Here is a 24,511-nt window from a genome sequence, read left to right as displayed (position 1 = left end):
GTGCCGTCAACCGAAATCCGGGCTCACCAGACCGTGCCGCGCGCGGCGACCTCTTCAACCCTGGTGACGACGCCGCCGCGATGGAAGACCATGCGGTCGAACAGGTTGCTGACGACGCAGGTGTGGTTCGGCACGATGTGCACCACGCTGCCGATGGCGGGAAACGCGCCCCGGCAATCCTTGAGATCGACGACCGCATGCTCCTCCGAGAGGGAGACGATGCGGGCGCCCTCGTGGCCTTCGATCTCGCCGTAGTCGGCAAAGCCGAGCAGGTCGGAGGTGAGCGCCTTGGAACCGGCATCCAGCACCGCGCGGTCCTCCGCCGGGCGCGAGACGACGGTCGCAAGGATGTGCATGGCAAGGTCCTGCCGCTTGCAATGGCCGGCGCGCACCATGCTGCGGTCGTTGTAGATATAGGTTCCCGCGCGGTGTTCCGTGGCGGAGGGCACGAGATGGGCCTTCCAAAGGTCCGGCGAACCGCCGCTGGAGCGCACCGGGCAATCGAGGCCGCGGGCCGCAAGCAAGGTCATGGTTCCGGCGATGAAAGCCTCCACCGCGCTCGCCCCGCCGGTCGCCGGATAGGTGAGGATGCCGCCGAAGCGGAGGGCGGGCGCCGCGGCGATCCGGACCGCGAGGTCCGTCGCCGCCTCCGGCGTCTGCACGCCGCACCGGCGCCCGCCCGTATCGCATTCCACGAGCACGGTCAGCGGACGGGCGGCATCGAAGGCGCCGGCAAGGCCGTCCACGGTCGCGGCGCTGTCGGCGACCACCGCAAGGCGCGGCACCCGATCGTGCAGCGCGCGCAGGCGCCTGAGCTTCGCCGCGCCGAGAATGTTGTAGGTGATCAGGATGTCCTCAAAGCCGGCATCGGCGAAAACCTCGGCCTCGCTGATCTTCTGGCAGTTGAGCCCGACGGCGCCGGCCGCCCGCTGCGCCTCGGCGACCGCGATGATCTTGTGGGTCTTGATGTGCGGGCGGAAAGCCTTGCCGTGCCCGTCGAAATAGGCTTGCGCGCGGGCGATGTTCGCCGCCAGCCGGTCCTCGTCGACGACGGGCATGGGGGTGGGGACGTCTTCGAGCGGCGTGCCGGCGTCGGGCCAGGGATAGGTCATGGAAAGCCTTCCGGTCTTGGCGCCCGCGGCGCCCGTTGGGTTGCGGTCACTATGGTATGAATGGCTTCGGGACGAAACAGAAATCCTCGCCCCCGTCTTGGGCGGGATTCAGGCCTTGCGCTCCTGGAGGATGTTGCCGCCATCGACCACCAGCACGGCGCCGTTGATATAGCTCGCTTTCGGAGAGGCGAGGAAGGCGACGGCGGCGGCCACCTCGTCCGGCCGGCCCGCGCGGCCGCAGGGCGTCGCCATGGCGGCGCGGCGCTCCTCCTCCGTTGAGGCCCCCGTGTCGATCCAGCCGGGCGCCACGGCATTGATCGTCACGCCGTGCGGGCCCGCCTCGAGGGCGAGCGCATGCGTCAGGCCCACCATGCCGGCCTTGGCGGCGGAATAGGCCGTCTCGCCGGGATTGGCGACATAGGGTCCCGTCACCGACGCCACGTTGACGATGCGGCCGTAACCGTCCGCCAGCATGTCCGGCAGGTAGAGGCGGGTCGAAAGGAACGTCGTCTTGAGGGTGACGGAGATGCCGCGGTCCCAGTCCGCCTCCTCCAGCATGGCGAAATCCCGCTGCAGCGTCGGCTGCGAGAGGCTGCCCATGCCGGCATTGTTGACGAGCACCGCGGCCGGTCCCGTCGCCCGCCGCAGCGTTTCGACCTCGGCCCTGACGGTGAGGTCGCAGACATGGCCGGTCGCGGAAAACCCGTCGCGCCGCAATTCCTCGGCGCGGGTCAAGATCCGCGCGCTGGTCGCCACGAGGTGGACGGCATAGCCCTCCTCCGCCAGGCTCCGCGCACAGGCGAAGCCGATGCCGTCCTCCGCCCCTGCCCCGGTGATGATCGCCCTCTTGCGCTGCATCCGCCCCTCCTCAGTACCCGGCCGTCACGCCGAAATCGATGGAGAGCGCCGCCCCGGTGATGGGCGCGGCGTCCGGCTCGCAGAGATAGGCGACCATGCGGGCGATCTCCTCCGGCTGGATGAAGCGCGCCGCCGTCTGCTGGGGGTAGTTGGACAGGAGCTTCGCCTTGTAGCCGTCCGGGTCGCCGCCGCCATAGCGTTCCGCCTGGAACTCGATCATCGGCGTCGCGACGTCACCCGGGCAGACGGCATTGACGCGGATCCGGCGCGGCGCGAGTTCCAGCGCCAGCGCCTTGGTCAGCAGCACCAGCCCGCCCTTCGAGGCGCAGTAGATCGAAGCGCCGTTGTTGCCGACGAGACCGGCATCCGAGGCGATGTTGACAATGGAGGCGCCGTTCCCAAGATGCGGGATCGCCGCTTGGATGAGGAAGAACGCCCCCTTGAGGTTGACGTCGAGGACGATGTCCCAGTCCTCTTCCGTCATCGTCCCGACCGCGCCCTCGCGCCAGACGCCGGCGGCATTGACAACGGCGTCGAGGCGTCCATGCCAGGCGAGCGCCGTCTCAACGGCGGAAGTGCAGGAGGCGACCTTGCGCATGTCGAGCGGCACCGCAAGCGCCGCACCGCCCCCGGCTTGTACCGCCTCCACCGCCGTCGTCAGGCGCTCGGATTCAAGGTCGGCAAGGACGACGGCATAGCCATCGGCGGAAAGCCGCGCGGCGATCGCCGTCCCCATGCCGCCGGCCCCGCCGGCAATGAGCGCTACTCGGGTCTGGTCGGTCATGGTTTCCCCTGCCTCGATGCGATGTCCTTTCCCGAAAAGGAAGGGGCGCGACGGCGATAGTCAACACCGCAATTCGGGCAACCCACCGCTCAGTGGCGGCCGGCCGTCTCAGGCGGCGCGCTCGCGCCACCGGTCCTGTGCCTGCAGCTTCCAGTAGGTCAATTGCGCCACCGCCAGCCCCGCGAGGCCGCCGGCCCAGACCAGGCCGAAGGGCGCAAAGAGCCTGTAGCGCTCGCTTTCCCCCAGGATGCCCTCGGCGACGACCTTGCCGCCGATCGCCGTCGTGTTGAGGCCGTGGCCGCCGAAGGCGGTGCAGTGCCAGACGCCGGGGGCCATGCGTCCGATCTGGGGCATCAGGTGGCGGGCATAGGACATCAGGCCCGACCAGGCGAGCTCCGTCCCGAGGCCGGCAAGCTGCGGGTAGGTGCCGACCATCTCGGCGCGCAGTTCGCGCACCAGCCCCTCGGCCGAGGCGGCGCGGGTGGTGATGCGCCCGCCCCAGAGCAGCCTCCGGCCATCATCGACGAGGCGGTAATAATCGCCCGCCCGGCGGTTGTCGCCGATGGCGTCGCCGGTGGCAATCGCCGCGGCGAGAAGGTCAGGCGCCTCCTCGCTGACCATCACATAGGTGGCGATCGGCAGGAAGGCGCGCCGGAGCCGCGCATTCAGCGCCCCGGTGTACCCGCCGGTGGCGAAGACGACGTCCCGCGCCGTCACCGTGCCGCCTGCCGTCTTCACCCGCTTCTCCGCGCCCTCCAGATCCGTCCCCGTTGCCGCGGACTGCTCGAAGATGCGCCCGCCGAGGCGCTCGATTTCCCGGGCGATGCCGCGCAGATAATTCAAGGGGTGCATGTGGAAGGCATCCCCGTGGCGCACCGCCTGATGGTAGCGGTCCGATTTCAGCACCGCGCGCACCGCATCGCGGTCCATGTAGCTGGCGTCTTCGCCATAGCGCCGGCGCGCGTTCTCCACGTCGGCCTTGAGGCGCGCGCCGTCATCGTAGCGCAGCACGCTCATCAGGCCCGGTCGGAGTTTTGCATCCTGCAGGCCAAGGGTCCGGATGTTGTCGCGGACGAATTCGACGCCCTCCATCGACAGGAGATGCAACTCGTGCGCCGACGCCGGGCCGGCCATGCGGGCGATATTGCCCTCCCCCGTCGCATAACCGGCGCTGACGAAGCCGCCATTGCGCCCGGAGGCGCCGAAGCCGATGCTCTCTGCTTCCAGCACCGCCACGTTCCGGCCAGCCCGCGCGAGCTGAAGGGCCGTCGAGAGGCCGGCAAGGCCGCCGCCGATGATCACCGCGTCGCAGTCGACGGTGCCGGCGAGCGCGGGGCGCACCGCCCGGTCCGTCATGGTGCGGCGGTAATAGGTATCCGGATAGGCCATGCTGCTCCCCCTCGGCATGCGATGGGTGGACTGATGCGCATCCGCTCCCCGTTCGTCAATCGGCCCTAGAGCTGATGCAGCACGAAGGGCTTGCCCTCGATCGTCTCCACCCGCATGTTAAAGCCGAAAACGGCCTCCAGCGTTTCCGGCGTCAGGATTTCCGCCGGCGTGCCGTCCGCGACGATACGGCCGTTCTTCATCGCGACGATGCGGTCGGCGTGGGCGCTTGCCTGGTTGATGTCGTGCAGCACGATGACGACCGTCTTGCCCTTGCCGTCGGCGATGCTGCGCAGCGAGCGCATCAGTTCGCGGGCGTAATACATGTCGAGATTGTTCAGCGGCTCGTCGAGCAAGAGGTAATCCGTGCCCTGCGCGAAGGCCATGGCGACAAGCGCGCGCTGGCGCTGGCCGCCGGAGAGCGTCTCGATGAAACGGTCGGCAAGGTCAGCGAGGTCGAACCGGGCGATGGCCGCATCGATGATGGCGTGGTCGGCCGCGGTGAGGCGTCCGCGACCGTGGGGAAATCGGCCGAAGCCGACGAGTTCGCGCACCTTGAGGCGGCTTGCCACCGTCGTGTCCTGCCGCAGGATGGCGATGACGCGGGCAAGCTCCCGGCCGGGCGTGCTATCCACCGGCAGGCCGTCGATCTCGATCGTGCCTGCCTGGAGCGGTTGCAGGCGGGCGACGAGCGAGAGCAGCGAGGACTTTCCCGCGCCGTTCGGCCCGATCAGCGCCACGACGCCGCCCTTCGGGATCGTCAGGCTGACATCCGTGAGGATCGGCGTCGTCCGGTGCTTGAAGGAGACGTTTTCTATCCGGATCATGTGCGGCTCCCGAGGACCAGCAGCAAGAGGAATACGAGCCCGCCGACGAATTCGATGACGACGCCGAGCGCCGTCGCGTTGCCGAGCGCATGCTGGAACAGCGTCTGCCCGCCGACGAGCACGACGATGCCGGCAAGGGCGGCCGCCGGCAGCAGCACGGCGTGGCGGCGGGTATCGACGATGCGCTCGGCGAGCGCCGCCACGAGAAGCCCGAAGAAGGCGACCGGCCCGACGAGCGCCGTGGAGACGGCGACCAGCGCTGAGACGAGCAGCAGCAGGCCCGTCACCGTGCCCGCCCAGCCGACGCCGAGGCCCGTTGCCGTATCCGGCCCGAGCGAGATGACATCGAGCACGTGGCGCGCCCGCCAGGCGATCACGGCGGCGATGACCGTGACGATGGCGGCGAAGACCAGGAGGTCGGTGCGCACGGCATTGAAATTGGCGAAGCTCGCCGATTGCACGACGGAGAACTCGTTGGGGTCGATGAGGCGGGCAAGCAGCGAATGCAGGCTGCGGAACAGGACGCCGAAGACCACGCCGGCCAGCAGCATCAGGCCCATGTCGAGGCGGCTCCTCAGCATGGGCAGCAGCAGCGCCGAGGCGAGCGCCATCAGCACTAGCACCTCCAGGCCGAACTTCAGCTGCGGATCGAGCGCCACGTAGCCCACCCCGCCGAGCAGGAAGACCATCAGCATCTGGCCGAAGAGATAGAGCGCATCCAGCCCCATGATCGACGGCGTCAGGATGCGGTTGCCGGTGACGGTCTGGAAGATCACGGTGGAAATGGCGATCGCCACGCCCACCTGCACCAGCGCCGCAAGCTTCACGAGGCGCAGTTCCAGCACGAAGGCGATGTTGCCCTTGAGGCCGATCGCCAGGAACGCGACGGCGGCGGCAAGGGCCGCGGCGGCAAGGCCGAGAAGACGACGGTCAGGCATGGGCGCCACGCCGGAAGAGCAGCCAGAGGAAGATCGCGCCGCCGACCACGCCCATCACCGTGCCGACGGGGATCTCGTAAGGATAGCGGATAAGGCGCCCGACGATGTCGCAGGCGAGCACCAGCCCCGCCCCGCCGGCGGCGACCCAGCCCAGCGTGCCGCGCACATTGTCGCCCATCAGGCGCGAGACGATGTTGGGCACGGCAAGGCCGACGAAGGGGATCATGCCGACGACGGCGACGGCCAGCGCCGTGATGACGGAGACGAGGACGAGGCCGATCTGCATCATGCGGGCGTAGTCGATGCCGAGCCCGATGCTCGCCTCGCGCCCCAGCGCCATGATGGTCAGCCGGTCGGCGACGAACCAGGCGATGGCGACCATCACGGCGGCGACCCACAGGAGTTCGTAGCGCCCGCGCAGCACGCCGGAGAAGTCGCCGTTGGTCCAGACGGCGAGGAATTGCAGGAGATCCGCCTGCCAGGCCGCATAGGTCGCCGCCGCGCCGATGACCCCGCCATAGACGATGCCGAAGAGCGGCACGAGGAAGGGCTGGGCGGGCGGCAGGCGATGGGCGGTCGCCAGGAAGATCGACGTGCCGAGCAGGGCCGCGCCGCCGGCGACGAGCGTCTTCACCGGCAGGGCGGCGGCGGGAAAGAGCAGCGTGACGAGGAGGATGCCGAGTTCGGCGCTCTGCGCCGTGCCGGCGGTCGCGGGCTCGACGAAGCGGTTGCGCGCCAGCGTCTGCATGATGAGCCCGGCGATCGCCAGCCCCGCGCCGCTGAGGATCGCGGCGAGCGTGCGCGGCAGGCGGCTGACGAGGAGGAGCTGGAGCGCCTCGGGATCGCTCAGCAGCCGGCCGAGCGGCATCGGGCTGACGCCGACGGCAAGGCTCAGCACGAAAAGGACCGCGAGCCCGAGGCCCGCGATCGTTCCGGTCCGCAAGGAGGGTTGCAGGGCGCGGGCGCTCATTTCGCGGCGGCGAAGGCCTCCGTGATCGTCGCCAGCACGCGTTCGAGCGACTGCACGCCGCCGGCGGCGATGTAGAAATCCGGCGCCGGCAGGTAGACGACCTGGCCCTTCTTCCACGCCGTCGTTTCCGCCACGAGCTCGTTGTCGAGCGTCACCCTGGCGGCCTGCTCGTTGGAGCCGACGGCAGCGGCGCGGTCGAGCACCAGAAGCCAGTCGGGGTTCGCCTCGCGGATGAACTCGAAGGACACCGCCTCGCCATGCGTCGCCGTCTCGATCTCGGCGATCGCCGGCGGCAGGTCGAGCGCCGCATGCACCCAGCCGAAGCGCGAGCCGGGGCCATAGGTGGAGACCTTCGGCCCGTTGGTCATGACGATCAGCGCCTTGCCCTTGCCGGCAACGGCGGCCCTCGCGGCCGCGAGCTTCGCGTCCAGCTCACCGGCAATGGCCTTTGCCTCCGCCGCCTTGCCGAACAGCTCGCCATAGGTCTCGAGACGCAGCTTGGCCTGCCCGAAGAGATCGTCGCCATCGATCGTCATGTCGATGGTCGGCGCGACCTTGGCCGTGACCTCCGCCTTGGCGGCGGACCGGCTGCCGACGATGACGAGATCGGGGCCGAGCGCGCTCAGCGCCTCGAGGTCGGGCTCGAACAGCGTGCCGACCGCCGTCGCGCCGGCCTTGATCGGCTCCAGCGCGGGAACGTAGAGCTTGTCCGGCACGCCCGCCGGGCGGATGCCGAGGCGGTCGAGCGTGTCGAGCGCGGCCATGTCGTAGACGGCGATGGTTTTCGGCACGCCGTCGACCGCGACCGTTCCCCGCGCCGTCGGCACGTCCATGGCGCCGGCGGGCAGGATGGAAAGGGCAAGGGCGGCGAAGGCCGCGAGCGGGCGGAACTGTTTCATGGTCTACCTGTCATTCTGGATGGATGCGAACGCTCAGCCGGCCTTGTTCTGCCACTGCCAGTCGAGCGGCTGAAGCTCCTCACGGAAGGCGAAGCGCGCGAGATGCGACTCGATCACCGACTGGGTCTGGGCAAGGTCCTCGCCGTTTTCGGCCCGGGCGGTCATGCGCAGGCCATAGTCATCGGCATCGAGAATGCCGAGGCCGCAGGCGAAGTGACATTCGCCGTGGTTCTCCGAAGCGGTGACCTCGATCTTGTGCGCGAAATGCTTGCACAGCTGCGCCAGGTATTTCCGGCCGTGGGCGGTCTCCAGATAGGCGACGGATTCGAGCATGGCCTTCCCTTTCATCCTTGTCCGGCGGCCGGCTTGCCTGCCGGCAGCGCCGAAAACATAACGTCCTTACTCATGTTTTCCCGACAAGGGAAGCCGGCCGTCAGGGCCGATCTCCACCGAACAGCGCGATCAGCCCGTCCGAGATGACGCCCTGCCAGACGAGATAGTCGTGGCCGCCGGCATAGTCGCGATAGGTGACGGGAATGCCCTTGGCCTGCAGCACGTCCCGCAAATGCCGGCTGGTTTCGAGGATGCCGGCCGTGCCCTGCGCGCCCGTTTCGAAGAGGCCGGCCGAGAGGAAGAAGCGCAGCGGCAGCGCCGGGCCTGCGGCAATCAGCCCCGCCACATGCTCCTGCCGGTCCTCCGGCGTGCCCGGCGGGCTCCACCAGAAGGAGCCGGACATGGAGAGCACGTTGCCGAAGACCTCCGGATGCCGCATGGCGACGGTGGCCGAGGCGAGGCCGCCATAGCTGGAGCCGGCCAGCACCGTGCGCGTGGCCGGGATCGCCAGCCCCGTTTCCCTTGCGACAAGCGGATAAAGCTCCGTGGCCATGAAATCCGCGAAGGCCGGATTGGCCGGAAGTTCGCGCGCCCGCGCCGCCCGGTCGGGATTGGCGACGAAGACGGCGACTACCGGCGGCACCGCGCCGGCGGCGATCATGTTGTCGAGGATGCGTGGCATCGGCACGCGGTCGAGATACTGGTCGGCGTCGAAGACGAAGAGCAGGACCGTGTCCTTGCGCGCCGGGTCGAAACCGGGCGGGTAGTAGAGCGTGACGTCACGGCGGTTGCCGAGCAGGCGGCTTTCGACCGACAGCCGGCTCAACCGGCCCTGGGGATTGCCTTTCTCCGCCAGAAACGGCTGCGGCGGCGCACCGGCCAGTTCCAGCACGGACTCCTGATTGTAAGCGTCCACCGCCTCCATCGGCCAGCGGTGCCGGTTGAGCGGATCGGCCCTGGCCGTCGAAAGGATGGCGACGCGCCGGTCGCGCGCGGTGCCGGGCACGTCGGGCACGTCGAAGGCCAGCTGATAGGACAGCCGCGTGCTTTCCGGCACCTCGAAGCTCCTGAACCAGATGTCCGAATCGCCGAGACGCTGCAATTCCTCGTGGTCGCCGCTCGGTGCGCCGAACAGGCGGATGTTGCGCTTCGCGCCACGCCCCAGGAAGGTGACGATCCTGTGCCCCTCCGGCCCGTCCTCGACGAGCGGCGCGCCGCGGTCCGCGACCATCGCCCAGAAGGCCTCCGTCGTTCCGCCCGCCGCGACTGCGGCGGCGATCCCGGCGATGGCGGGGCTCAGATAGGCGGTCGGCGCCGGCCGCTGCTCGGCAAGGCCGACCTTGCGCTCGATGCCGAGCACATAGGCGCCCTCGCGTGCGGCCGTGACGACCAGCCGCTCGCCGGAGCCTTCGGCAACGAACTGGAACTCCGCGACGCCCCCCGCCCCTTCGGCGAGCCGGCGCAGGTGCCGGCCCTCGCTGTCCACGAGATCGAGATCGAAGGTGCCGGCCTCGACGCGAAGCGCCCCCTTGAAGTAGTCGCCGACGGCCGTCCGGGGATCGAAGGCCTCCCTTGCCCCGGCCGTCGCAGCCTTCCCCGCCACCGCCGTGCCGGCGGCGAGCGGCACGGCTTGCGTCGTCTCCGCCGCAGGCGCCGGCGTCATCGAGAGGATCAAGGCCATGACGCCCGATCCGATCATCCTGCGCATCACCATTCCTTCTTCAGCGTCGCGACGATGCTGCGGCCTTCGCCATAGAAGCAGGCATAGGCGCTGGCGCAGGAGGCGACGTAGCGCTCGTCGCCGATATTCTTGACGTTGAGCTGCAGGGACAGGCCCTTCAGCTCCGGGCTCTTCGCGCCGAAATCGTAGGAGGCCATGGCGTCGAACAGCGTGACGGCGCCGACCTTGAACGAATTGCCGCCATCGCCCCAGCTTGTGCCGATATAACGCAGGCCCCCGCCGACGGTCAGCCCCTCCAGCGCGCCCTCATCGGCCGTGTAGGTCGCCCAGAGCGAGGCCTGATGCTGCGGAATGCGGGCCGGCATCTTGCCGACTTCGCTCGTATTGACGGATTCCTTGACGATCGAGTCGATATAGCTGTAGCCGGCGATCAGCGAGAGGTTGTTCGTCACCTCCGCCCGGGCGGAAAGCTCGATGCCGCGGTTGTGGATCTTGCCGACCTGCGAATAGACCACCTGGCCGAGGTCCGGGTCCCAGGCGCCGGCCACCACGTCCTTCTGCCTCAGGTCGTAATAGGCGGCCGTCAGCAGCAGGCCGGAGCCTTCCGGGGCATATTTGACGCCGACCTCGAACTGTCCGGCCGTCGTGGGCGAGAAGGCCGAGCTGCCGGCCGGCGGCAGGTAGAGCGCCGGCTCGAAGGAGGTCGCATAGCTGACATAGGGCGACAGGCCGTTGTCGAAGGCGTAGAGCGCCCCGGCGCGCCAGGTGAAGGCGCCGTCGTCATAGGACTGGTCGTTGGTGCCCAGCCGGTCGTCGATCTCGGTCTTGGCCCGGTCGTAGCGGATACCGGCGAGAAGGTTCAAGGCGCCGATCTCCACCTGGTCCTGCAGGTAGACACCCACCTGACGGGCCGTCAGGTCCTGAAGGTCGGTGGTTGCCAGCACCAGCGACGAGAAGTCGAAGTCGCCGTAGCGCGGGTCGGCAAGGTCGATGCTCGGCCCGGCGGCGCGGCCCCATTTGTAATCACGCGTGCGGTACTGGTAGTCCACGCCGCCGAGCAGCGTGTGCTCGGCCGCGCCCGTCGAGAATGTCGCCTCGATCTGGTTGTCGATGGTGAACTGGTTCCAGGTGTCCGTGCCGCCGCTCGCCGAGCGGCTGACGATCGTGTTGTTCCCGGTCACCGGATCGGGGCTGGCGCTGCCATAGACCAGCGTATGGTGCAGCCAGTCGACATGGTGGTAGCGGGCATTCTGGCGGAAGGTGAGATTGTCGTTGAATTCGTGCCTGAACTCGTAGCCGATCCAGGCCTGCTTCCGTTCCGAACGCTCGAAATCCGGATCGGACACGAAGAAGTCACGCGGCACGAAGCCGAAGCCCGGGATCGGCGTGACGGTGCCGGCCGCATCGAGGAAGTTGCGGTAGCCTGCATCCGGTTCGTTCTGGTAGCCGCCGAGGATGGTCAGCGAGGTGCCCTCGTCCGGCGACCAGGTGAAGGACGGCGCGACGGCGAAGGAGCGGTTCTTCGCATGGTCCTCCTGCAGGTCGCGCCGGAGGCCCTTCGCCGCGATGCGGTAGCCGAAGACGTCGTCGAACGTGTCGGAGATGTCGAAGCCGGCGGAGAGGTACTTGTCCGTGCCGACCGAAAGCTCCACCGCGCGCAGCGGCGTATCGGTCGGCTTCTTGCTGACCATGTTGACGATGCCGCCGGGATTGGCCTGGCCATAAAGGACCGAGGCGGGGCCCGAGATCAGCTCCACGCGCTCCAGGAGATAGGGATCGATCTTCGCATAGGAGAGGTCGCCGCCGAGGAACAGGCCGTCGAGATATTTCGGCACGTAGTAGAAGCCGCGCACGAAAAGCTCGTCGCGCAGGTTGGAGGCGCCGCGGTACTCGGTGAGGACGCCCGGCGTATAGCGCAGCGCCTCGGCGACGGACTGGGCGCTCTGGTCCTCGATCTGTTCCCTGGAGACGACGCTGACGGTCTGCGGCGTCCGGGAAACGGGCGTATTCGTCTTGGTGCCGGCAAGGCTCTTCTTCGCGACGTAGCCGTCAACCGGCCCGTCGCCCCGCTCGCCGGCGCCGCCCTCGATGACCACCGCCTCCAGCACCGTGTTGCCCTGGCCTGTCGGCTGGCCGGTCCCTTGTTCCTGCGCGACGGCCGCGTTCAGCGCCAGGACGCTGGCCGCGGCAAGCAGCATGATACGACGTTGTCCGATCGACGGCGAAAGAGTGCCCCACATTTCCTGAACCCACATACGACAAGGCCGGCGCGACGGCCGGCGATTAAACTTGATTAACGAAGTCAACTATGCCAGTAGCTTGGATCGGCTGTCGACCGCAAAGACTTTCGCGGAGACCGCAGAAAACTTTGCGGAAGCGGCAGCCGGGGTCAGTTCGCGCGGAAAAGGCGATGCAAGAGGGCGGCGTCTTGAACATCAGGATCAAACCGGAAGTTCCCCAGCACCTGTTCGTCGGCGCCATGGATGGCCCGGCAAGCTGCACGCCGGACGACAATCTCTACGACGTCTGGCCGAAATTCCTGATCATGGTCCTCCTGCAGGGCCGGCAGCATTTCGTGATGGACGGGGAACATTTCCGCATCGATGCGGGCGATGCGGCAAACCCGGAGCCGACCGTCTTCATGCTGAATGTCGGGCGGGACTGCAAGCTGCAGTTCGTCAATGAAAGCACGACGCCGCTGCGCAAGGTGATGATCTCCGCGCCGCTGCCGTGGGTCGACCGGCTGATACGCTCGCAGCCGACGAGCATGCCGAAGCTGCGCGCGTTCTTCGCTCGGCATCTCGCCGAGTTCAGCTTCGCCCCGAACCGCCACCTCATCCAGATCGCCGAGCACATCCTCAAGCCGCCGGGCACGATGGCGGGCGAACTCCTGACGCTCTACCGCAATTCGCACGCCTTCGACATCATGTGCCAGGCCTGCTCGGTTCTCGTCGAGGCCGATGCGACAGAACCGCACCAGCCGACGGCGCTCAGTCGCCGGCAGGGCGAGAAGGTGCGCGACTATATCCTCGCCCATGTCTGCGAGGACCTGACGCTCGACCGCATCGCGCGGGAGGTCGGCATCAGCACCTCCTCCATCCAGCGCCATTTCAAGGAGCATTTCGGCACGACCGTGTCGGACTTCATCCGCCAGGAGCGGCTGGAAACGGCACGCGCCGCGCTGGAGCGGGACGGCATTCCGATCTCGCAGGCCGCCTACCTTGCCGGCTATCGCAACCCTTCCAGCTTCACCACGGCCTTCAAGAAGGCCTATGGCGTGACGCCGAAGCATCGGCGGGCGTGACGGGCGGCCGCTTGCCGGCGATAAACTTGACCTGATAAATCAAGTTAAGCTATGTCTCATGGACACACGGCCGCCGCCCGGGGCGCGGCGATTCTGAAGGGTTGGCAATGGCGGCGACGCGCGGCGATGCCGGAAGGCGGACGGGAGAGGTTCTGGCGTGCAGCGTGACGCGCCGGGGCGGCGTTCCGCCCGCGGCCTCCCGCTGGAGCCGCATCGAAGAGGCCGCGCCGTGAAGGAGGGAGATGCCACCTCGCTGCTCTACGCCGCCCACCGCCCTGCCCTCGTCCGTTATGCGACGCGGATCCTCGGCTCGCGCGAGGCGGCGGAGGATATCGTGCAGGATGCCTTCCTGCGCTTTTCGCCGGCCAACACCTATGGCGCCTCCGCCGGCCAGACGCTCGCCTATCTCTACCGCATCGTGCGCAATCTCTGCCTCGACCTCATCAAGCGGCGCAGGATCGAGATGAGGGAACAGGACAGCGAGCCGCCGTTCTGGTCCATGCCCCGCGCCGTCGAGACACCGGAGGAGACCGTGCTCGTCTCCGACGAGGTGCGGGCGATCGCCGAGGTGCTCGACCGGTTTCCGCTGGATGTGCGCGTGGCGCTCGAGATGCACCGTTTCGGTGGCTATACGCTGGAGGAAGTCGCCGCCCACCTCGGCATCTCCGTCGCCACCGCCCACCGCCATGTCCGCGCCGCGCTGGTGGAGATCGCGCTTCGGCTCGGCAATGACGCCCCGTGAAAAAAATCCGCGCGCAAATCGTCCCTACGCAGCAATCTGATATTCGGCTAGAACGCCATGCGCGGCATGGGGAGCCGGGGCACGGGTAAGAACTTGATTCAGGACGACAGCGAAAAGCGGCGCGCGATCGAAGAGGCCATGGACTGGCTGCTGCGGCTGAAGGCCGATCCCGATTGTCCGCAGGCCGCCCGGGACGTGGAGGACTGGCTCGCGCGCGCGGAGATCAACCGTGCCGCCTGGCGCGACGCGCTGAAGGCATGGGACGCCCTCGGCGAGGTGCGGCCGCGCCATGTCGACCTGTGGCCGGCCCGCCCGGTCGCGACCCTGCCCCGCCGCAGCCGCAAGCCCCTTGCGGCGGGCATCGCCCTCGCCCTTGCCGCCGCGCTCCTCTTCGTGCTCGCCGCCCCTGCCCTGATGATCTGGCTGCAGGCCGATTTCCGCACCGGCACCGGCGAAAGCCGGATGGTGACGCTCGCCGACGGCAGCGCCGTGAACCTGTCCGCCGACAGCGCCATCGACGTCGAGCTGACGCCGGAGGGTCGCCATGTGCGCCTCCTTGCCGGTCAGGCCTTCTTCGACGTGGCGCATGACGGCAGGCGCCCCTTCACCGTGGAGGCCGGCAATGCCCGGGTCGTCGTGCTCGGTACGGCCTTCGACGTGGCGCTCGACGACGCCGCGACCACGGTGCAGCTTGCCCGCGGCGTGGTCGGCATTTCCGGCGAGGGCGAAACGCATGCCGTTGCCGAGATGGCGCCGGGCGACATGGCGACGGTCGATGGCGCGACCGGCGCGATCACCCGCGCGACGGTTCCGCTGGAGGAGATCGGCGCCTGGCGGAGCGGCCTGCTCTTCGTCGACGACGTTACCATCGACAGCGTCGTCGCGCGCCTGCAACGCTACCATTCCGCCTGGATCAGCGTGCCGGACCGCACGCTCGGCCGCCAGCGCGTCACCGGCCTCTACGACCTCCGCGATCCAGACCGGGCGCTGAAGGCGCTGGTAAAACCCCATGGCGGCAAGGTGCGTTCCATCTCCCCCTATACCCGGATCGTCTCCCGCTACTGAGCCTTTCGGAAAGTTTTCCGAAAAATTCAGGAAATTTGCCGGAAGCGTGAAAAAGATTCCCGAGGCGATCGTCTCTGCACCGGGAATGCGCGCTTCAGGGGCGGCGCATCCCGAGGATATACCGGGGGTAAAATGCGTTTGCATATCGATCGATCGACCACGTCGCGCGCCGGGGCGCGCACGCGCACCGTCTTCATGGCCAGGCTGATGGTCTCCACCGCCGCCGCGCTCGTCTTCAGCCTGCCGCTGGCGGTCCTGCAGCCGGCGGCCGCCCAGGCGAAATCCGCCCGCGTCGGCACCATGGCATTCGATATTCCCGCCCAGCCGCTGGCGGGCGCGCTCAACGCTTTCGGCCGGCAATCCGGCCTGCAGGTCTCGCTTGCCGCCGCCACCTCGCGCGGGCTGACATCCCGGCCGGTCAAGGGCGCGTTCACGCCGCAGGAGGCGCTTGCCCGGCTTCTCGAAGGCACAGACACGCGCCATTCGGTCACCACCGACGGCACGGCGATCGTCACCGCCGCGCATCTCTCCCCGCTCGTCACCGGTTCCGTGGAAGACGGATCGACGACGCTCGACCGGATCACGGTGGAGGGCGAAAAGGTCGGCGAGGGCGACGTCAGCGAGCTGAACATTTCCGCCAGGGACCTCGAACGCAAGAACCCCGCCACCATCCAGGACGTCTTCCGCGAGGAGCCGAGCGTCAAGGTCGGCTCCTCGCTGCCCATGTCGCAGAAGGTCTATGTAAACGGCATAGAGGAAACCAACCTTGCGATCTCCATCGACGGCAGCCGCCAGAACAACAAGGTCTTCCACCACAATGCGACGACGCTGATCGACCCGACGCTGCTGAAGGCCGTCAGCGTCGACGAGGGCGTTGCGCCGGCCGATGCCGGCCCGGGCGCGCTCGCGGGCTCCATCGTCTACGAGACCAAGGATGTCGGCGATTTCCTCCAGGGCAACGGTTACGGCGGCTTCGTCCACTCCGGCTTCAACACCAACGGCAACATCTTCACCACGGGCCTTTCGACCTTCGGCAAGCAGGACGGTTTCGAATATCTCGGCTATTTCAACATCGGCCGCGGCCAGGAGTTTTCCGCCGGCAACGGCGACGAGGTGCTCGGCACGCGCACGCATTTCCAGAGCGGCATCGGCAAAATCGCCTATGAATTCGAAAGCGGCGACCGCGTCGAGCTCAGCCACGAGGCGATCAAGGACGAGGCGCCGCGCCCGTTCCGCGCCAATATGGGCACGACGACCGGGGCGAAGCCCTGGGAGCCGCTGGTGCGCGACTACGAGCTCAACCGCACCAACACGGTCTTCACCTATACGGACACGACGCCCGAGGGCTGGTGGGATCCCAAGCTGGTGCTCGCCTATGGCCGGACGAAGGTCGGCACGACGGTTTTCCTGAGGCCGGGGACCAATCCGGAAACCTATCCGGTGGCCGGCGCGACGGACACGTTCAACGGCAAGTTCGAGAACCGCTTCCATTTCGATCTCGGCACCGTCACGGCGGGCGTTGACTTCTATCGCGACAGGGCGGAGCTCGAGGACATGTTCGAGCCGGCGACGGAAAAGGCGAGCAATCTCGGCGCCTATGTCCAGGCACGGCTGGAGCCCTTCGAGCGTGCGCGCCTCTCCTTCGGCGGGCGGGCGGATCATCAGTGGTTCACCGGCACGGGCGGCCAGGAATTCGACAATTCCGGCCTCAGCGGCAATATTTCCGCTGAATACGACCTGATTGCGGACTTCCTGACGGCCAAGGCCGGCTATTCCCATGTCTGGGCCGGCATTCCGCTGGCGGAAAACTTCATCATGAACCCGGCCTGGACCTATCTCCCGGAGCCGGAGCCGACCACATCCGACAACTATACGGTCGGCCTTCTCGCGAAATATCAGGGCTTCAGCATCGAAGGCTCCATCTTCCGCACGGAAATGGAGAATGCGCGCGCCGCCCGATACGCCTATGCCTATGCGGCACGGCAGGTCGAATCCGAAGGCTTCTCCATCGGTGCCGGCTATGACTGGACGGATGGTTATATCCGCGTGAAATATGCCAATATCGACACGCTGATCGACGGCAAGCCGGCCGATTCCGATACCGGCACCTACCTCACGACGCCGGTCGGCGAGATCATCACGGTCTCCGCCGCCCACACCTTCGCCGACTGGGGCCTCACCGTCGGCGGCGATATCGAGATCGCGCCGAAATACGACAAGGTTCCGGACGGCAGCCCGGCCTTCAAGGCCTACCAGGTCGTCAACAGCTTCGTCGAATACAAGCCGCCGAGCCACCAGAACCTGACGCTGCGCGCCGAGGTGAAGAACATCTTCAACGAGACCTATGCCGACCGCGCGACCTATGGCCAGGAATTCGGCGAGGTGAAGCCGCTCTACCAGCCGGGACGCGCGTTCCTCGTCAGCCTGCGCGCCACGTTCTGATGACATGGCCCCGGCCGACCGCCGGGGCCTTATCGGAGACAGACATGAAACGCCTGAAATCCCTTGCCCTCGCGGCCGTCCTGCTTGCCGCCGGCGTTGCCGGCGCCGCCGATGTGGAAATCGACACGGCCGCCGGCCGCAAGACCGTGGCAACGCCCGTCACCACCGTCGCCGTCTTCGACATCGCGGCCATCGACACGCTGGACAAGCTCGGCGTGAAGCCGGCGGGCCTGCCGTCCAATCTCTACCTGAAGGAACTGTCGCACCTGAAGGACGATGCGAGCGCGGTCGGCGACATCTTCGAGCCGGATCTCGAGGCGCTGAGCGCGCTTGCCCCCGATCTCATCATCCTCGGCGGCCGTTCCTCCACCAAGGTGGAGGCCGCGGCCAAGGTGGCCCCGGCCATCGACATGACGATGGACGGCGACGACCTCGTCGACCAGGCGCGTGCGCGCATCGCCACCTACGGCCGCCTGTTCGGCAAGGAGGCCGAGGCCGAGGCCGCCCGCAAGGACCTGGACAGCGCCATCGAAACGGCCCGCGCCGCGGTTGCCGGCAAGGGCAAGGCGCTGATCGTCATGACCAACGGGCCGAAGGTCACCGCCTACGGCCCCGGCTCGCGCTTCGGCTGGCTGCACCGCTCGCTCGACCTCCCGCCGGCGATCACCGAGGTGGAGGCGGCGACGCATGGCGAGGCGGTGTCGTTCGAGTTCATCCGCGAGGCGAACCCGGACTGGCTGATCGTGCTCGATCGCGCCGCCGCGATCGGCTCCAACGAGCAGAATGCCAGGATCACGCTCGACAACGAGCTGGTCGCCGAGACGGTGGCCTGGAAGAAGGACCAGGTCGTCTACCTGCCGTCCGGCGACTTCTACATCGCCGCCGGCGGCGCGCAGGCGATGATCCGCGTCTATTCCGCCATCGCCGAGGCCTTTAGCGCGGCGAAATAACCGTCAGTTCAGGCGCTGCTCCGTCTGCGCGTCGAAGACGTGGAAGGCGGCGGGCGTGACGGCAAGGGCGATCTCGTCGCCAGCCGCGACGCGGGCGGTCGCCGGCAGGGCGGCCACGAGGCGCTGGTTGCCCATCGCCGCCGTGACGACCAGCTCCGGCCCGGTCAGCTCCGCGACCTCGCAGCGCGCCGTGAGCGGCACGCCCGCGCCCGACCGTTCGATCGCCTCCGGCCGGATGCCGAGGACGAGCCGGCGCCCCGGCGCGACACTTTCCAGGTGAGGCACGGGCACGGTGATATCCGTGCCGTCGATCCGCAAGCCGCCCTCGCCTGCCGTCGCGGCCAGAAGGTTCATCGGCGGTGCGCCGACGAAGGTCGCGACATAGAGCGTCGCCGGCCGGTTGTAGATGTTCTCCGGCGTGTCGAGCTGTTCGATCCGCCCGCCGCGCATGACGGCGATGCGGGTGGCGAGCGTCATCGCCTCGATCTGGTCATGCGTGACATAGACGACGGTCGTCCTCGTCATCTGGTGCAGGCGCTTCAGCTCGGTGCGCATCTCCATGCGCAGCTTCGCATCGAGGTTGGACAGCGGCTCGTCGAACAGGAAGATCTTCGGGTTGCGCACCAGCGCCCGGCCGATCGCCACGCGCTGGCGCTGGCCGCCGGAAAGCTGGCCGGGCTTGCGCTCCAGCAGGTTTTCGATCTGCAGCAGCTTCGCCGTCTCGCGCACGGCCCGGTCGCGTTCCGCCCTGTCCACCTTGCGCATTTCGAGGCCGAAACCGATGTTCCGGTGCACGGTGAGATTGGGATAGAGCGCATAGGACTGGAACACCATGGCGATGTCCCTGTCCTTCGGATGCACGCCGACAATGGAGCGGTCGTCGATGCGGATATCGCCGCTCGTCGGCTCGGCAAGGCCGGCGATGATGTTGAGCAGCGTGGACTTGCCGCAGCCGGAGGCGCCGAGCAACACGAGGAACTCCCCGCTTTCGAGCGCGATGTCGATGCCCTTCAGCGTCTCGACGGCGCCGTAGCTCTTGCGGATGGCGTCAATGGTCAGCGTGCTCATGCCGGAACGTCCTGCGCGGTCGGTGCGTAGCTTCGGGGATGGGTGGAAATGGCACGCGAGGCCACCGCCGTGCCGGCGGCAAGGCTCGCCTGCAGCGCCTCCCCGGCCGCATGCGCGGCGAGAAAGGCGGCGTTGAAGACGTCGCCCGCACCGATCGTATCGACGACCCGCACGGAAGGCGCCGCAGCGCGGACAACCCGGTCGTCGGCATCCACGGCGATCGCACCCTTCGGGCCGCACTTGACGACGACGATGCCCCCGTCCGGCATGCCGTGCCGCAGGATGCACCCGGCCTCGGCGGGATCGGCAACGCCGGCAAGGCTGGTCGTCTCTACCTCGTTGAACAGCGCGATCCGGCAGCGCGACAGCCAGCCTTTCGCCGCCCGCCTGTTCGCCTCCGTCCAGCCCTCCAGCGGCCAGCCGGTATCGAGGGCGACGGCAATGGCGTGGCGATCCGCCCAGTCGAAGAACCGGTCGTAATCCTCCACCAGCTTCTCCGTCAGGAAGGAGCCGCACAGGAGCACGATGCCGCCGGCAAGCCGCGGCCCTTCGAGCACCGCGAAGACATCCTCCAGGCTGAACAGCGGCAGGTGCCCGCGCGTCGTGAAGAAGGTGCGCTCGCCGTCCGGATGGGTGATGCCGACGGAGAGCGTCGTGCTGTCGCCATGCACCGGCCAGTTCTTCGCATGCGCGCCGAACCCGTTCGCAAGCCACACGCCGAACTGGTCGCGGCCGATGCTGGCGGCGATCTCGAAGGGCGTGCCGAGCGCCATCCAGGCGAGCGCGGCATTGCCCGCCGAGCCGCCGACGCGCAGCTCGTCATGCTCGACGATGCTTTCCGTGCCCGGCTGCGGCCAGGGCGCGGCCGGCCCCATGATCAGGTCGACATTGACGTTTCCGACGACGGCAAGCGGCTTCACTCATTCACTCCGGGTAATCTTCGTCGAGCGCACCGGCGTGCCGGCATCGGCGACGCGCGCGGCGGCGAAGGCGATCATCAGCCGCTGCGCCGTCGGCAGCATGGCAAAGACGGCGGCAAGCCCGGTCAGCGGCGGGAAGGCGATGGTCGCCGCGCCCTCGACCGGCGGGCGGCCGGACGCGTCGAACATGACGAGCTTTGCACCCGCCTCGACCACGGAGGTCGCCATCGCCGTCAGGAGGTCCGTCGTCGCGTCGTCGCTGCGAAAGAGAACCACGCCCACATCGGGCGAGAGCATTTCCATCGGCCCGTGGCGCAACTGGCCGCCTTCCAGCGAGAAGCACGGCAGGCGCGACAGTTCCGTGAAGCCGAGCGCGATGGCCTCGGCGAGCCCCTGCAGCCGCCGCCCGGACGTCACGACGGAGCGCACGCCGGACAGTTCGGCCAGCGCCGCGTCGATGGCCGGTTCCCGCGGGTTCTCCAGGGCATGGACCGCCTGCGCGACGTCTTCGCCGAGGGCGGCGAGGATCGCCAGATGCAGCGAGAAGCTCACCGTCAGGCTGCGGGTCGCGGCGAAGGCCTGCTCGGTACCGCCATGGCCGACGAGGCAGGGCGCGGTGCGGGCGAGGAAGGAGCCGCCTTCGAGCGTGAAGCCGAAGGTTTCGTCATTGCCGCCGGTCTCCTCGAACCAGCGCAGCACCTCGGCGCTTTCCCCGGACTGCGAGGTGACGAAGACCGTGCGCCCGTCGATGGCGAGCGGCGCGCCGAGCTGCTCGGAAAGCGGCAGGGCGATCGCGTCGATGCCGAGGCGGCGGTAGAGCGGCTCGACGGCGCGGCCGACGGCCTGCGAGCCGCCCATGCCGAGCAGCAGCAGCCGGCCGGTGCGTTTCAGGCTGGCGGCGGCCCTTTCGGCCATCGCGCCGTTGTTGCGGAAGGAGGCGAGCGCATCGGCATGCTGGCGCGCCATTTCCCGATCGATCGCCTTGAGGCCTTCCGGCCGGGATGCAGTCGTGTTCATCGTCATCCTTTCACACCGCCGCTGGTAAGGCCCGAGATCAGGGCCCGTTGCATGATGAGGCCGACCAGGACCGGCGGCAGCGCGGCCAGGACGCCGGCCGTCGCGATCAGCCCGTAATCGGAAACCCGGCCGCCCGCGAGGTCGGCGATTGCGACCGTCAGCGTGCGGGCGCGCTGGTCCGAGGTGAAGAGCAGCGCATAGAAGAACTCGTCCCAGCCGAGCAGGAAGGCGAAGAGCGCCGCGGTGGCGACGATCGGCATGGCGAGCGGCAGGGTGATGATGCGCAGCGTCGCAAGAAGGCTCGCCCCGTCCATCATCGCCGCCTGCTCGATCTCGCGCGGAATGCCGTCGAAGCCAGACTTCATCAGCCAGGTGGTGAAGGGCGCGAGGATGGTGAGGTAGACGAGCGCCAGGCCGAAGACCGAATTGAGCAGCCCGAAGGTGGCGAGCGCCATATAGAGCGGCACCGCGAGCGCGACGGGCGGCAGCATGTAGGTGGCAATGACCAGCGAGAGCGACCAGCCGACCGAGGGCGTGCGCGAGACCGCCCAGCCGGCCGGCACGGCAAGCACGACGGCGGCGACCGTCGCCATGCCCGCCACGAGGATGCTGTTGACAAGCGAGGCGACGAAATTGGCGCCCGCGCTGTTCGGGATGGTCGACAGCAGCGTGGCGTAACGCGAGAAGTCCATCGTGCCCGGCCACCAGCGCAGCGGGCGCGCCACGAGATCGGCCGCCGGCGAAATGCTCATCACGAAGAGCCAGAAGATCGGCGCGACGATAACCGCGGCAAGCAGCAATGCGGCGGCGTGGATGAGGATCGAGGCGAGAAGGCTGCGGCGTTCCATCAGGCGGCACTCCCCGCCGTGCGGCGCACGAGCATGCCGTAGCCAACCGCCAGCACCGTCACGATGAGGGTGACGACGAGGGCGAGCGAGGCGCCGGAGCCGGCACGCTGGAAGGAGAAGGCTTCCTGGTAGACGAGGATCGACAGGGTGCGCGTCGAATTGGCCGGGCCGCCGCGCGTCATCACCCAGATGATGTCGAACACCTTGAAGGCCTCGATGGTGCGCAGCACCAGCGCCACCATCAGGGGGCCGGCGAGATAGGGCAGGATGACGAAGCGAAAGCGCGCGAAGGGCCCCGCGCCGTCGACCAGCGAGGCCGAGGTGATGTCGCGCGGCACGGCCTGGAGGGCGGCGAGCGCGATGAGGGCGACGAGCGGAAAGTTCTTCCAGCAGTCGGCGATGATCAGCGCCGTCATGGCGGTGCCGGGCTCGCCGAGCCAGGAGCGGTAGCCGTCGATGAGACCGACCTGCGTCAGCGCCGCGTTCAGCGCGCCGTATTCCGGATTGTAGATGAGCCGCCAGAGCGTCGCGTTGACCACCGTCGGCAGCGCCCAGGGCAGAATCAGCAGCGCGCGCAGCACGGTGCGGCCATAGAACCGCTGGTTCAGCAGCAGGGCGGCCAGAACGCCGATCACCATCTCCGCCGTCACGGAGACGACGGCAAACCAGGTCGTGGCGTAGAGCGCCCGCTGGAAATTGCTGTTCGACAGCATTTTCAGGTAGTTGTCGAAGCCGATGAAAGCGCCGCCGGAACCGATCAGCTTGGCGTCCGTAAAGGAAAGCCGCACGGTATCGACCATCGGCCAGCCGATCACGGCGAGCATGACCGCCAGCAGCGGCAGCATGAGAAGCCATGCCCGGGTCGTCATCCAGGTGCTGGACATAGCGTCCTCTTCGTCGATTTCAGGAAGGGCGAGTGTGCGGGCGGCCGGCGCCGCCCGCAAGGCCGAACCTCAAAGGCCGCTGTTGTCCGCCGCCGACTTCAGCGCGTCTTCCGGCGATGCCTGGTCGAGCAGGGCTTCCTGAATGGCCTGCTGGAGAGCGGTGGAGAGCTCCTGGTATTTCGGCGTGGTCGGCCGCGGATACATGGCGGCAAGGCCGAGCTTGGCGGCGGCGATCAGCTCTTCCTGGCCGGCGGTGACGGCGGCATCCTCGTAGGACGACGCCCAGATCGGCAGGCTGAGCTTGGCATAGGCGTTCTGCGTCTCCTGCGAGGTCATGTGCACGATGTACTTCCAGGCCTCGTCCGGGCTCTTGCTGGTCGTGGTGATGCCGAGGCCCATCGAGCCGTTGACCGCCGAGACCTCGCTCTTGCCCTCAACGCCCGGCGCGGGCACGACGCCGACCTTGCCGGCGACCTTGCTGTCTTCCCCGCCATTGGCCATGTTGTACATGTAGGTCCAGTTGAGCGCGAAGGCCGCCTCGCCGTTCTGGAAGACGTTGCGCACGTCCTCTTCGAGGAACTCCTTGGAGTTCGGATTGGTGAGGCCGGACTTGTAGCTGTCGACCATGTATGTCAGCGCATCGAGACCGCCGCCCTCGGCAAAGGCCGGCTTGCCGTCCTTCAGGAATTCGCCGCCATAGGCGCTGACGAGCGTGGTGTAGTCGCAGATCGCCGCCTCGGCCTGCGACCAGCTCCAGGCGATCGGGGTGGCCAGCAGGCCCTTGTCCTTGATGATCCTGGCCTGCTCGTTCAGTTCGGCCCAGGTCTTCGGCGGAGCCTGAATGCCGGCCTTTTCGAGGATTTCCTTGTTGTAGAACAGGTATTTGGTGTCGAGGATCCACGGCATGCCGTAGGACTTGCCGTCATAGTCGACGGTCGTCCAGGCGCCCGGCAGCACGCCCTTCTTCATCTCGTCGGTGATGCGGGAGGAAACGTCGACCAGCACGTTGTTCGTCGCATATTCGGCGGGCCAGATCACGTCGAAGAGCACGACGTCATAGCCGCTGCCGGAGCCCTGGGCGAGCACGGTCTTGTCGTGCAGGCCCTCGTAGGGAACGAATTCCAGGTTCACCTTGATGTCCGGGTTCGCCTTGGTGAAGGCGTCCGTCATGGCGCGCACGTCCGCCTCGCTATAGGCGGCCTGCGCCATGAAGAGCGCGTTGAGCGTCGTCTCCGCGAAGGCATGCGGGGCGGAAACGCCGGCAACCAGCGCCGCGCCGAGCAAGGTCTTCTTCATCGATTTCAACATGATTGCGTCCTCCTGTTTGGTTCATGCATCCGAAAGCGCCCTGCAGGCACCCCCGGTCGTTGCGGGTTCATCGCCGGATCATGGCGGGAGACCCGCCGCCGTTCCCCGGAGCTCTCCGGCTCCTTATTAAGTCAAACTTCTTGACTTAAATGTTCTGTATTATTCAAATGGTGTC

General features: G+C 67.9%; 22 protein-coding genes. 5 read left to right on the top strand and 17 right to left on the bottom strand.

Going from position 1 to position 24,511, the window contains the following annotated elements:
- Positions 1–23: 23 nt before the first annotated feature.
- The 11 genes from WMC41_RS24530 to WMC41_RS24480 form a co-directional block, all read right to left on the bottom strand.
- Positions 24–1,112 carry a D-TA family PLP-dependent enzyme gene (locus tag WMC41_RS24530; RefSeq protein WP_432348519.1) on the bottom strand — a complete coding sequence of 363 codons (1,089 nt, stop codon included), beginning with the start codon at positions 1,110–1,112 and terminating at the stop codon, positions 24–26.
- 108 nt (positions 1,113–1,220) lie between these two features.
- Complete coding sequence (locus tag WMC41_RS24525) at positions 1,221–1,970, bottom strand: SDR family NAD(P)-dependent oxidoreductase (RefSeq protein ID WP_432348517.1); 750 nt, start codon at positions 1,968–1,970, stop codon at positions 1,221–1,223.
- A 10-nt stretch (positions 1,971–1,980) separates the two neighbouring features.
- Entirely contained in the window at positions 1,981–2,754 is a 774-nt protein-coding gene (locus WMC41_RS24520; protein WP_432348515.1) for an SDR family NAD(P)-dependent oxidoreductase, read from the bottom strand.
- Between the two features lie 108 nt (positions 2,755–2,862).
- Entirely contained in the window at positions 2,863–4,143 is a 1,281-nt protein-coding gene (locus WMC41_RS24515; protein WP_432348513.1) for an NAD(P)/FAD-dependent oxidoreductase, read from the bottom strand.
- A gap of 65 nt (positions 4,144–4,208) precedes the next feature.
- Entirely contained in the window at positions 4,209–4,967 is a 759-nt protein-coding gene (locus WMC41_RS24510) for an iron ABC transporter ATP-binding protein (protein WP_432348512.1), read from the bottom strand.
- Complete coding sequence (locus WMC41_RS24505) at positions 4,964–5,905, bottom strand: iron chelate uptake ABC transporter family permease subunit (RefSeq protein ID WP_432348510.1); 942 nt, start codon at positions 5,903–5,905, stop codon at positions 4,964–4,966. The genes WMC41_RS24510 and WMC41_RS24505 overlap by 4 nt, the downstream gene beginning before the upstream one ends.
- Positions 5,898–6,875: an ABC transporter permease gene (locus WMC41_RS24500; RefSeq protein ID WP_432348509.1), complete on the bottom strand. Its 978-nt coding sequence runs from the start codon at positions 6,873–6,875 to the stop codon at positions 5,898–5,900. Before WMC41_RS24500 ends, WMC41_RS24505 begins: the two co-directional genes overlap by 8 nt.
- Positions 6,872–7,774, bottom strand: coding sequence for a siderophore ABC transporter substrate-binding protein (locus WMC41_RS24495; RefSeq protein ID WP_432348507.1), 903 nt, complete (start codon positions 7,772–7,774; stop codon positions 6,872–6,874). The genes WMC41_RS24500 and WMC41_RS24495 overlap by 4 nt, the downstream gene beginning before the upstream one ends.
- A 33-nt stretch (positions 7,775–7,807) precedes the next feature.
- Positions 7,808–8,107, bottom strand: coding sequence for a DUF2218 domain-containing protein (locus tag WMC41_RS24490; protein ID WP_272807902.1), 300 nt, complete (start codon positions 8,105–8,107; stop codon positions 7,808–7,810).
- A gap of 100 nt (positions 8,108–8,207) precedes the next feature.
- A complete protein-coding gene (locus WMC41_RS24485; protein WP_432348505.1) occupies positions 8,208–9,815 on the bottom strand; it encodes an alpha/beta hydrolase-fold protein in 1,608 nt (535 codons plus the stop codon).
- Positions 9,815–11,986: a TonB-dependent siderophore receptor gene (locus WMC41_RS24480; protein ID WP_432348503.1), complete on the bottom strand. Its 2,172-nt coding sequence runs from the start codon at positions 11,984–11,986 to the stop codon at positions 9,815–9,817. Before WMC41_RS24480 ends, WMC41_RS24485 begins: the two co-directional genes overlap by 1 nt.
- Before the next feature lie 230 nt (positions 11,987–12,216).
- Between WMC41_RS24480 and WMC41_RS24475 the strand changes: the two genes are divergently transcribed.
- From WMC41_RS24475 to WMC41_RS24455, 5 genes are all read left to right on the top strand, one after another.
- Positions 12,217–13,092 (top strand): helix-turn-helix transcriptional regulator, encoded by an 876-nt coding sequence (locus tag WMC41_RS24475; protein ID WP_288079379.1) that lies wholly within the window; start codon positions 12,217–12,219, stop codon positions 13,090–13,092.
- Positions 13,093–13,321: 229 nt separating this feature from the next.
- Entirely contained in the window at positions 13,322–13,834 is a 513-nt protein-coding gene (locus WMC41_RS24470) for an RNA polymerase sigma factor (protein WP_432348500.1), read from the top strand.
- A gap of 93 nt (positions 13,835–13,927) precedes the next feature.
- Positions 13,928–14,899, top strand: a complete 972-nt coding sequence (locus WMC41_RS24465; RefSeq protein ID WP_432348498.1) for a FecR family protein — start codon at positions 13,928–13,930, stop codon at positions 14,897–14,899.
- A 132-nt stretch (positions 14,900–15,031) separates the two neighbouring features.
- Positions 15,032–17,341, top strand: a complete 2,310-nt coding sequence (locus tag WMC41_RS24460; protein ID WP_432348496.1) for a TonB-dependent receptor — start codon at positions 15,032–15,034, stop codon at positions 17,339–17,341.
- Between the two features lie 44 nt (positions 17,342–17,385).
- Positions 17,386–18,291 carry a siderophore ABC transporter substrate-binding protein gene (locus tag WMC41_RS24455; protein WP_432348494.1) on the top strand — a complete coding sequence of 302 codons (906 nt, stop codon included), beginning with the start codon at positions 17,386–17,388 and terminating at the stop codon, positions 18,289–18,291.
- Between the two features lie 3 nt (positions 18,292–18,294).
- Here WMC41_RS24455 and WMC41_RS24450 read toward each other — a convergent pair whose 3' ends face one another.
- The 6 genes from WMC41_RS24450 to WMC41_RS24425 form a co-directional block, all read right to left on the bottom strand.
- On the bottom strand, positions 18,295–19,359 hold the full coding sequence (locus tag WMC41_RS24450) for an ABC transporter ATP-binding protein (RefSeq protein WP_432348492.1): 1,065 nt from the start codon (positions 19,357–19,359) through the stop codon (positions 18,295–18,297).
- Positions 19,356–20,279 carry a PfkB family carbohydrate kinase gene (locus WMC41_RS24445; protein ID WP_432348490.1) on the bottom strand — a complete coding sequence of 308 codons (924 nt, stop codon included), beginning with the start codon at positions 20,277–20,279 and terminating at the stop codon, positions 19,356–19,358. The genes WMC41_RS24450 and WMC41_RS24445 overlap by 4 nt, the downstream gene beginning before the upstream one ends.
- Positions 20,280–21,296, bottom strand: coding sequence for an SIS domain-containing protein (locus WMC41_RS24440; protein ID WP_432348489.1), 1,017 nt, complete (start codon positions 21,294–21,296; stop codon positions 20,280–20,282).
- 2 nt (positions 21,297–21,298) lie between these two features.
- Entirely contained in the window at positions 21,299–22,144 is an 846-nt protein-coding gene (locus WMC41_RS24435) for a carbohydrate ABC transporter permease (protein WP_432348488.1), read from the bottom strand.
- Positions 22,144–23,028: a carbohydrate ABC transporter permease gene (locus WMC41_RS24430; protein ID WP_432348486.1), complete on the bottom strand. Its 885-nt coding sequence runs from the start codon at positions 23,026–23,028 to the stop codon at positions 22,144–22,146. Before WMC41_RS24430 ends, WMC41_RS24435 begins: the two co-directional genes overlap by 1 nt.
- 69 nt (positions 23,029–23,097) lie before the next feature.
- Positions 23,098–24,336, bottom strand: coding sequence for an extracellular solute-binding protein (locus WMC41_RS24425; RefSeq protein WP_244766546.1), 1,239 nt, complete (start codon positions 24,334–24,336; stop codon positions 23,098–23,100).
- Positions 24,337–24,511 lie beyond the last annotated feature (175 nt).

Source organism: Shinella yambaruensis (assembly GCF_050859155.1).
Lineage (GTDB): Bacteria > Pseudomonadota > Alphaproteobacteria > Rhizobiales > Rhizobiaceae > Shinella > Shinella yambaruensis.
Note: the sequence above shows the minus strand (reverse complement) of the source record. Positions and strands in the feature narration are given on the sequence as shown.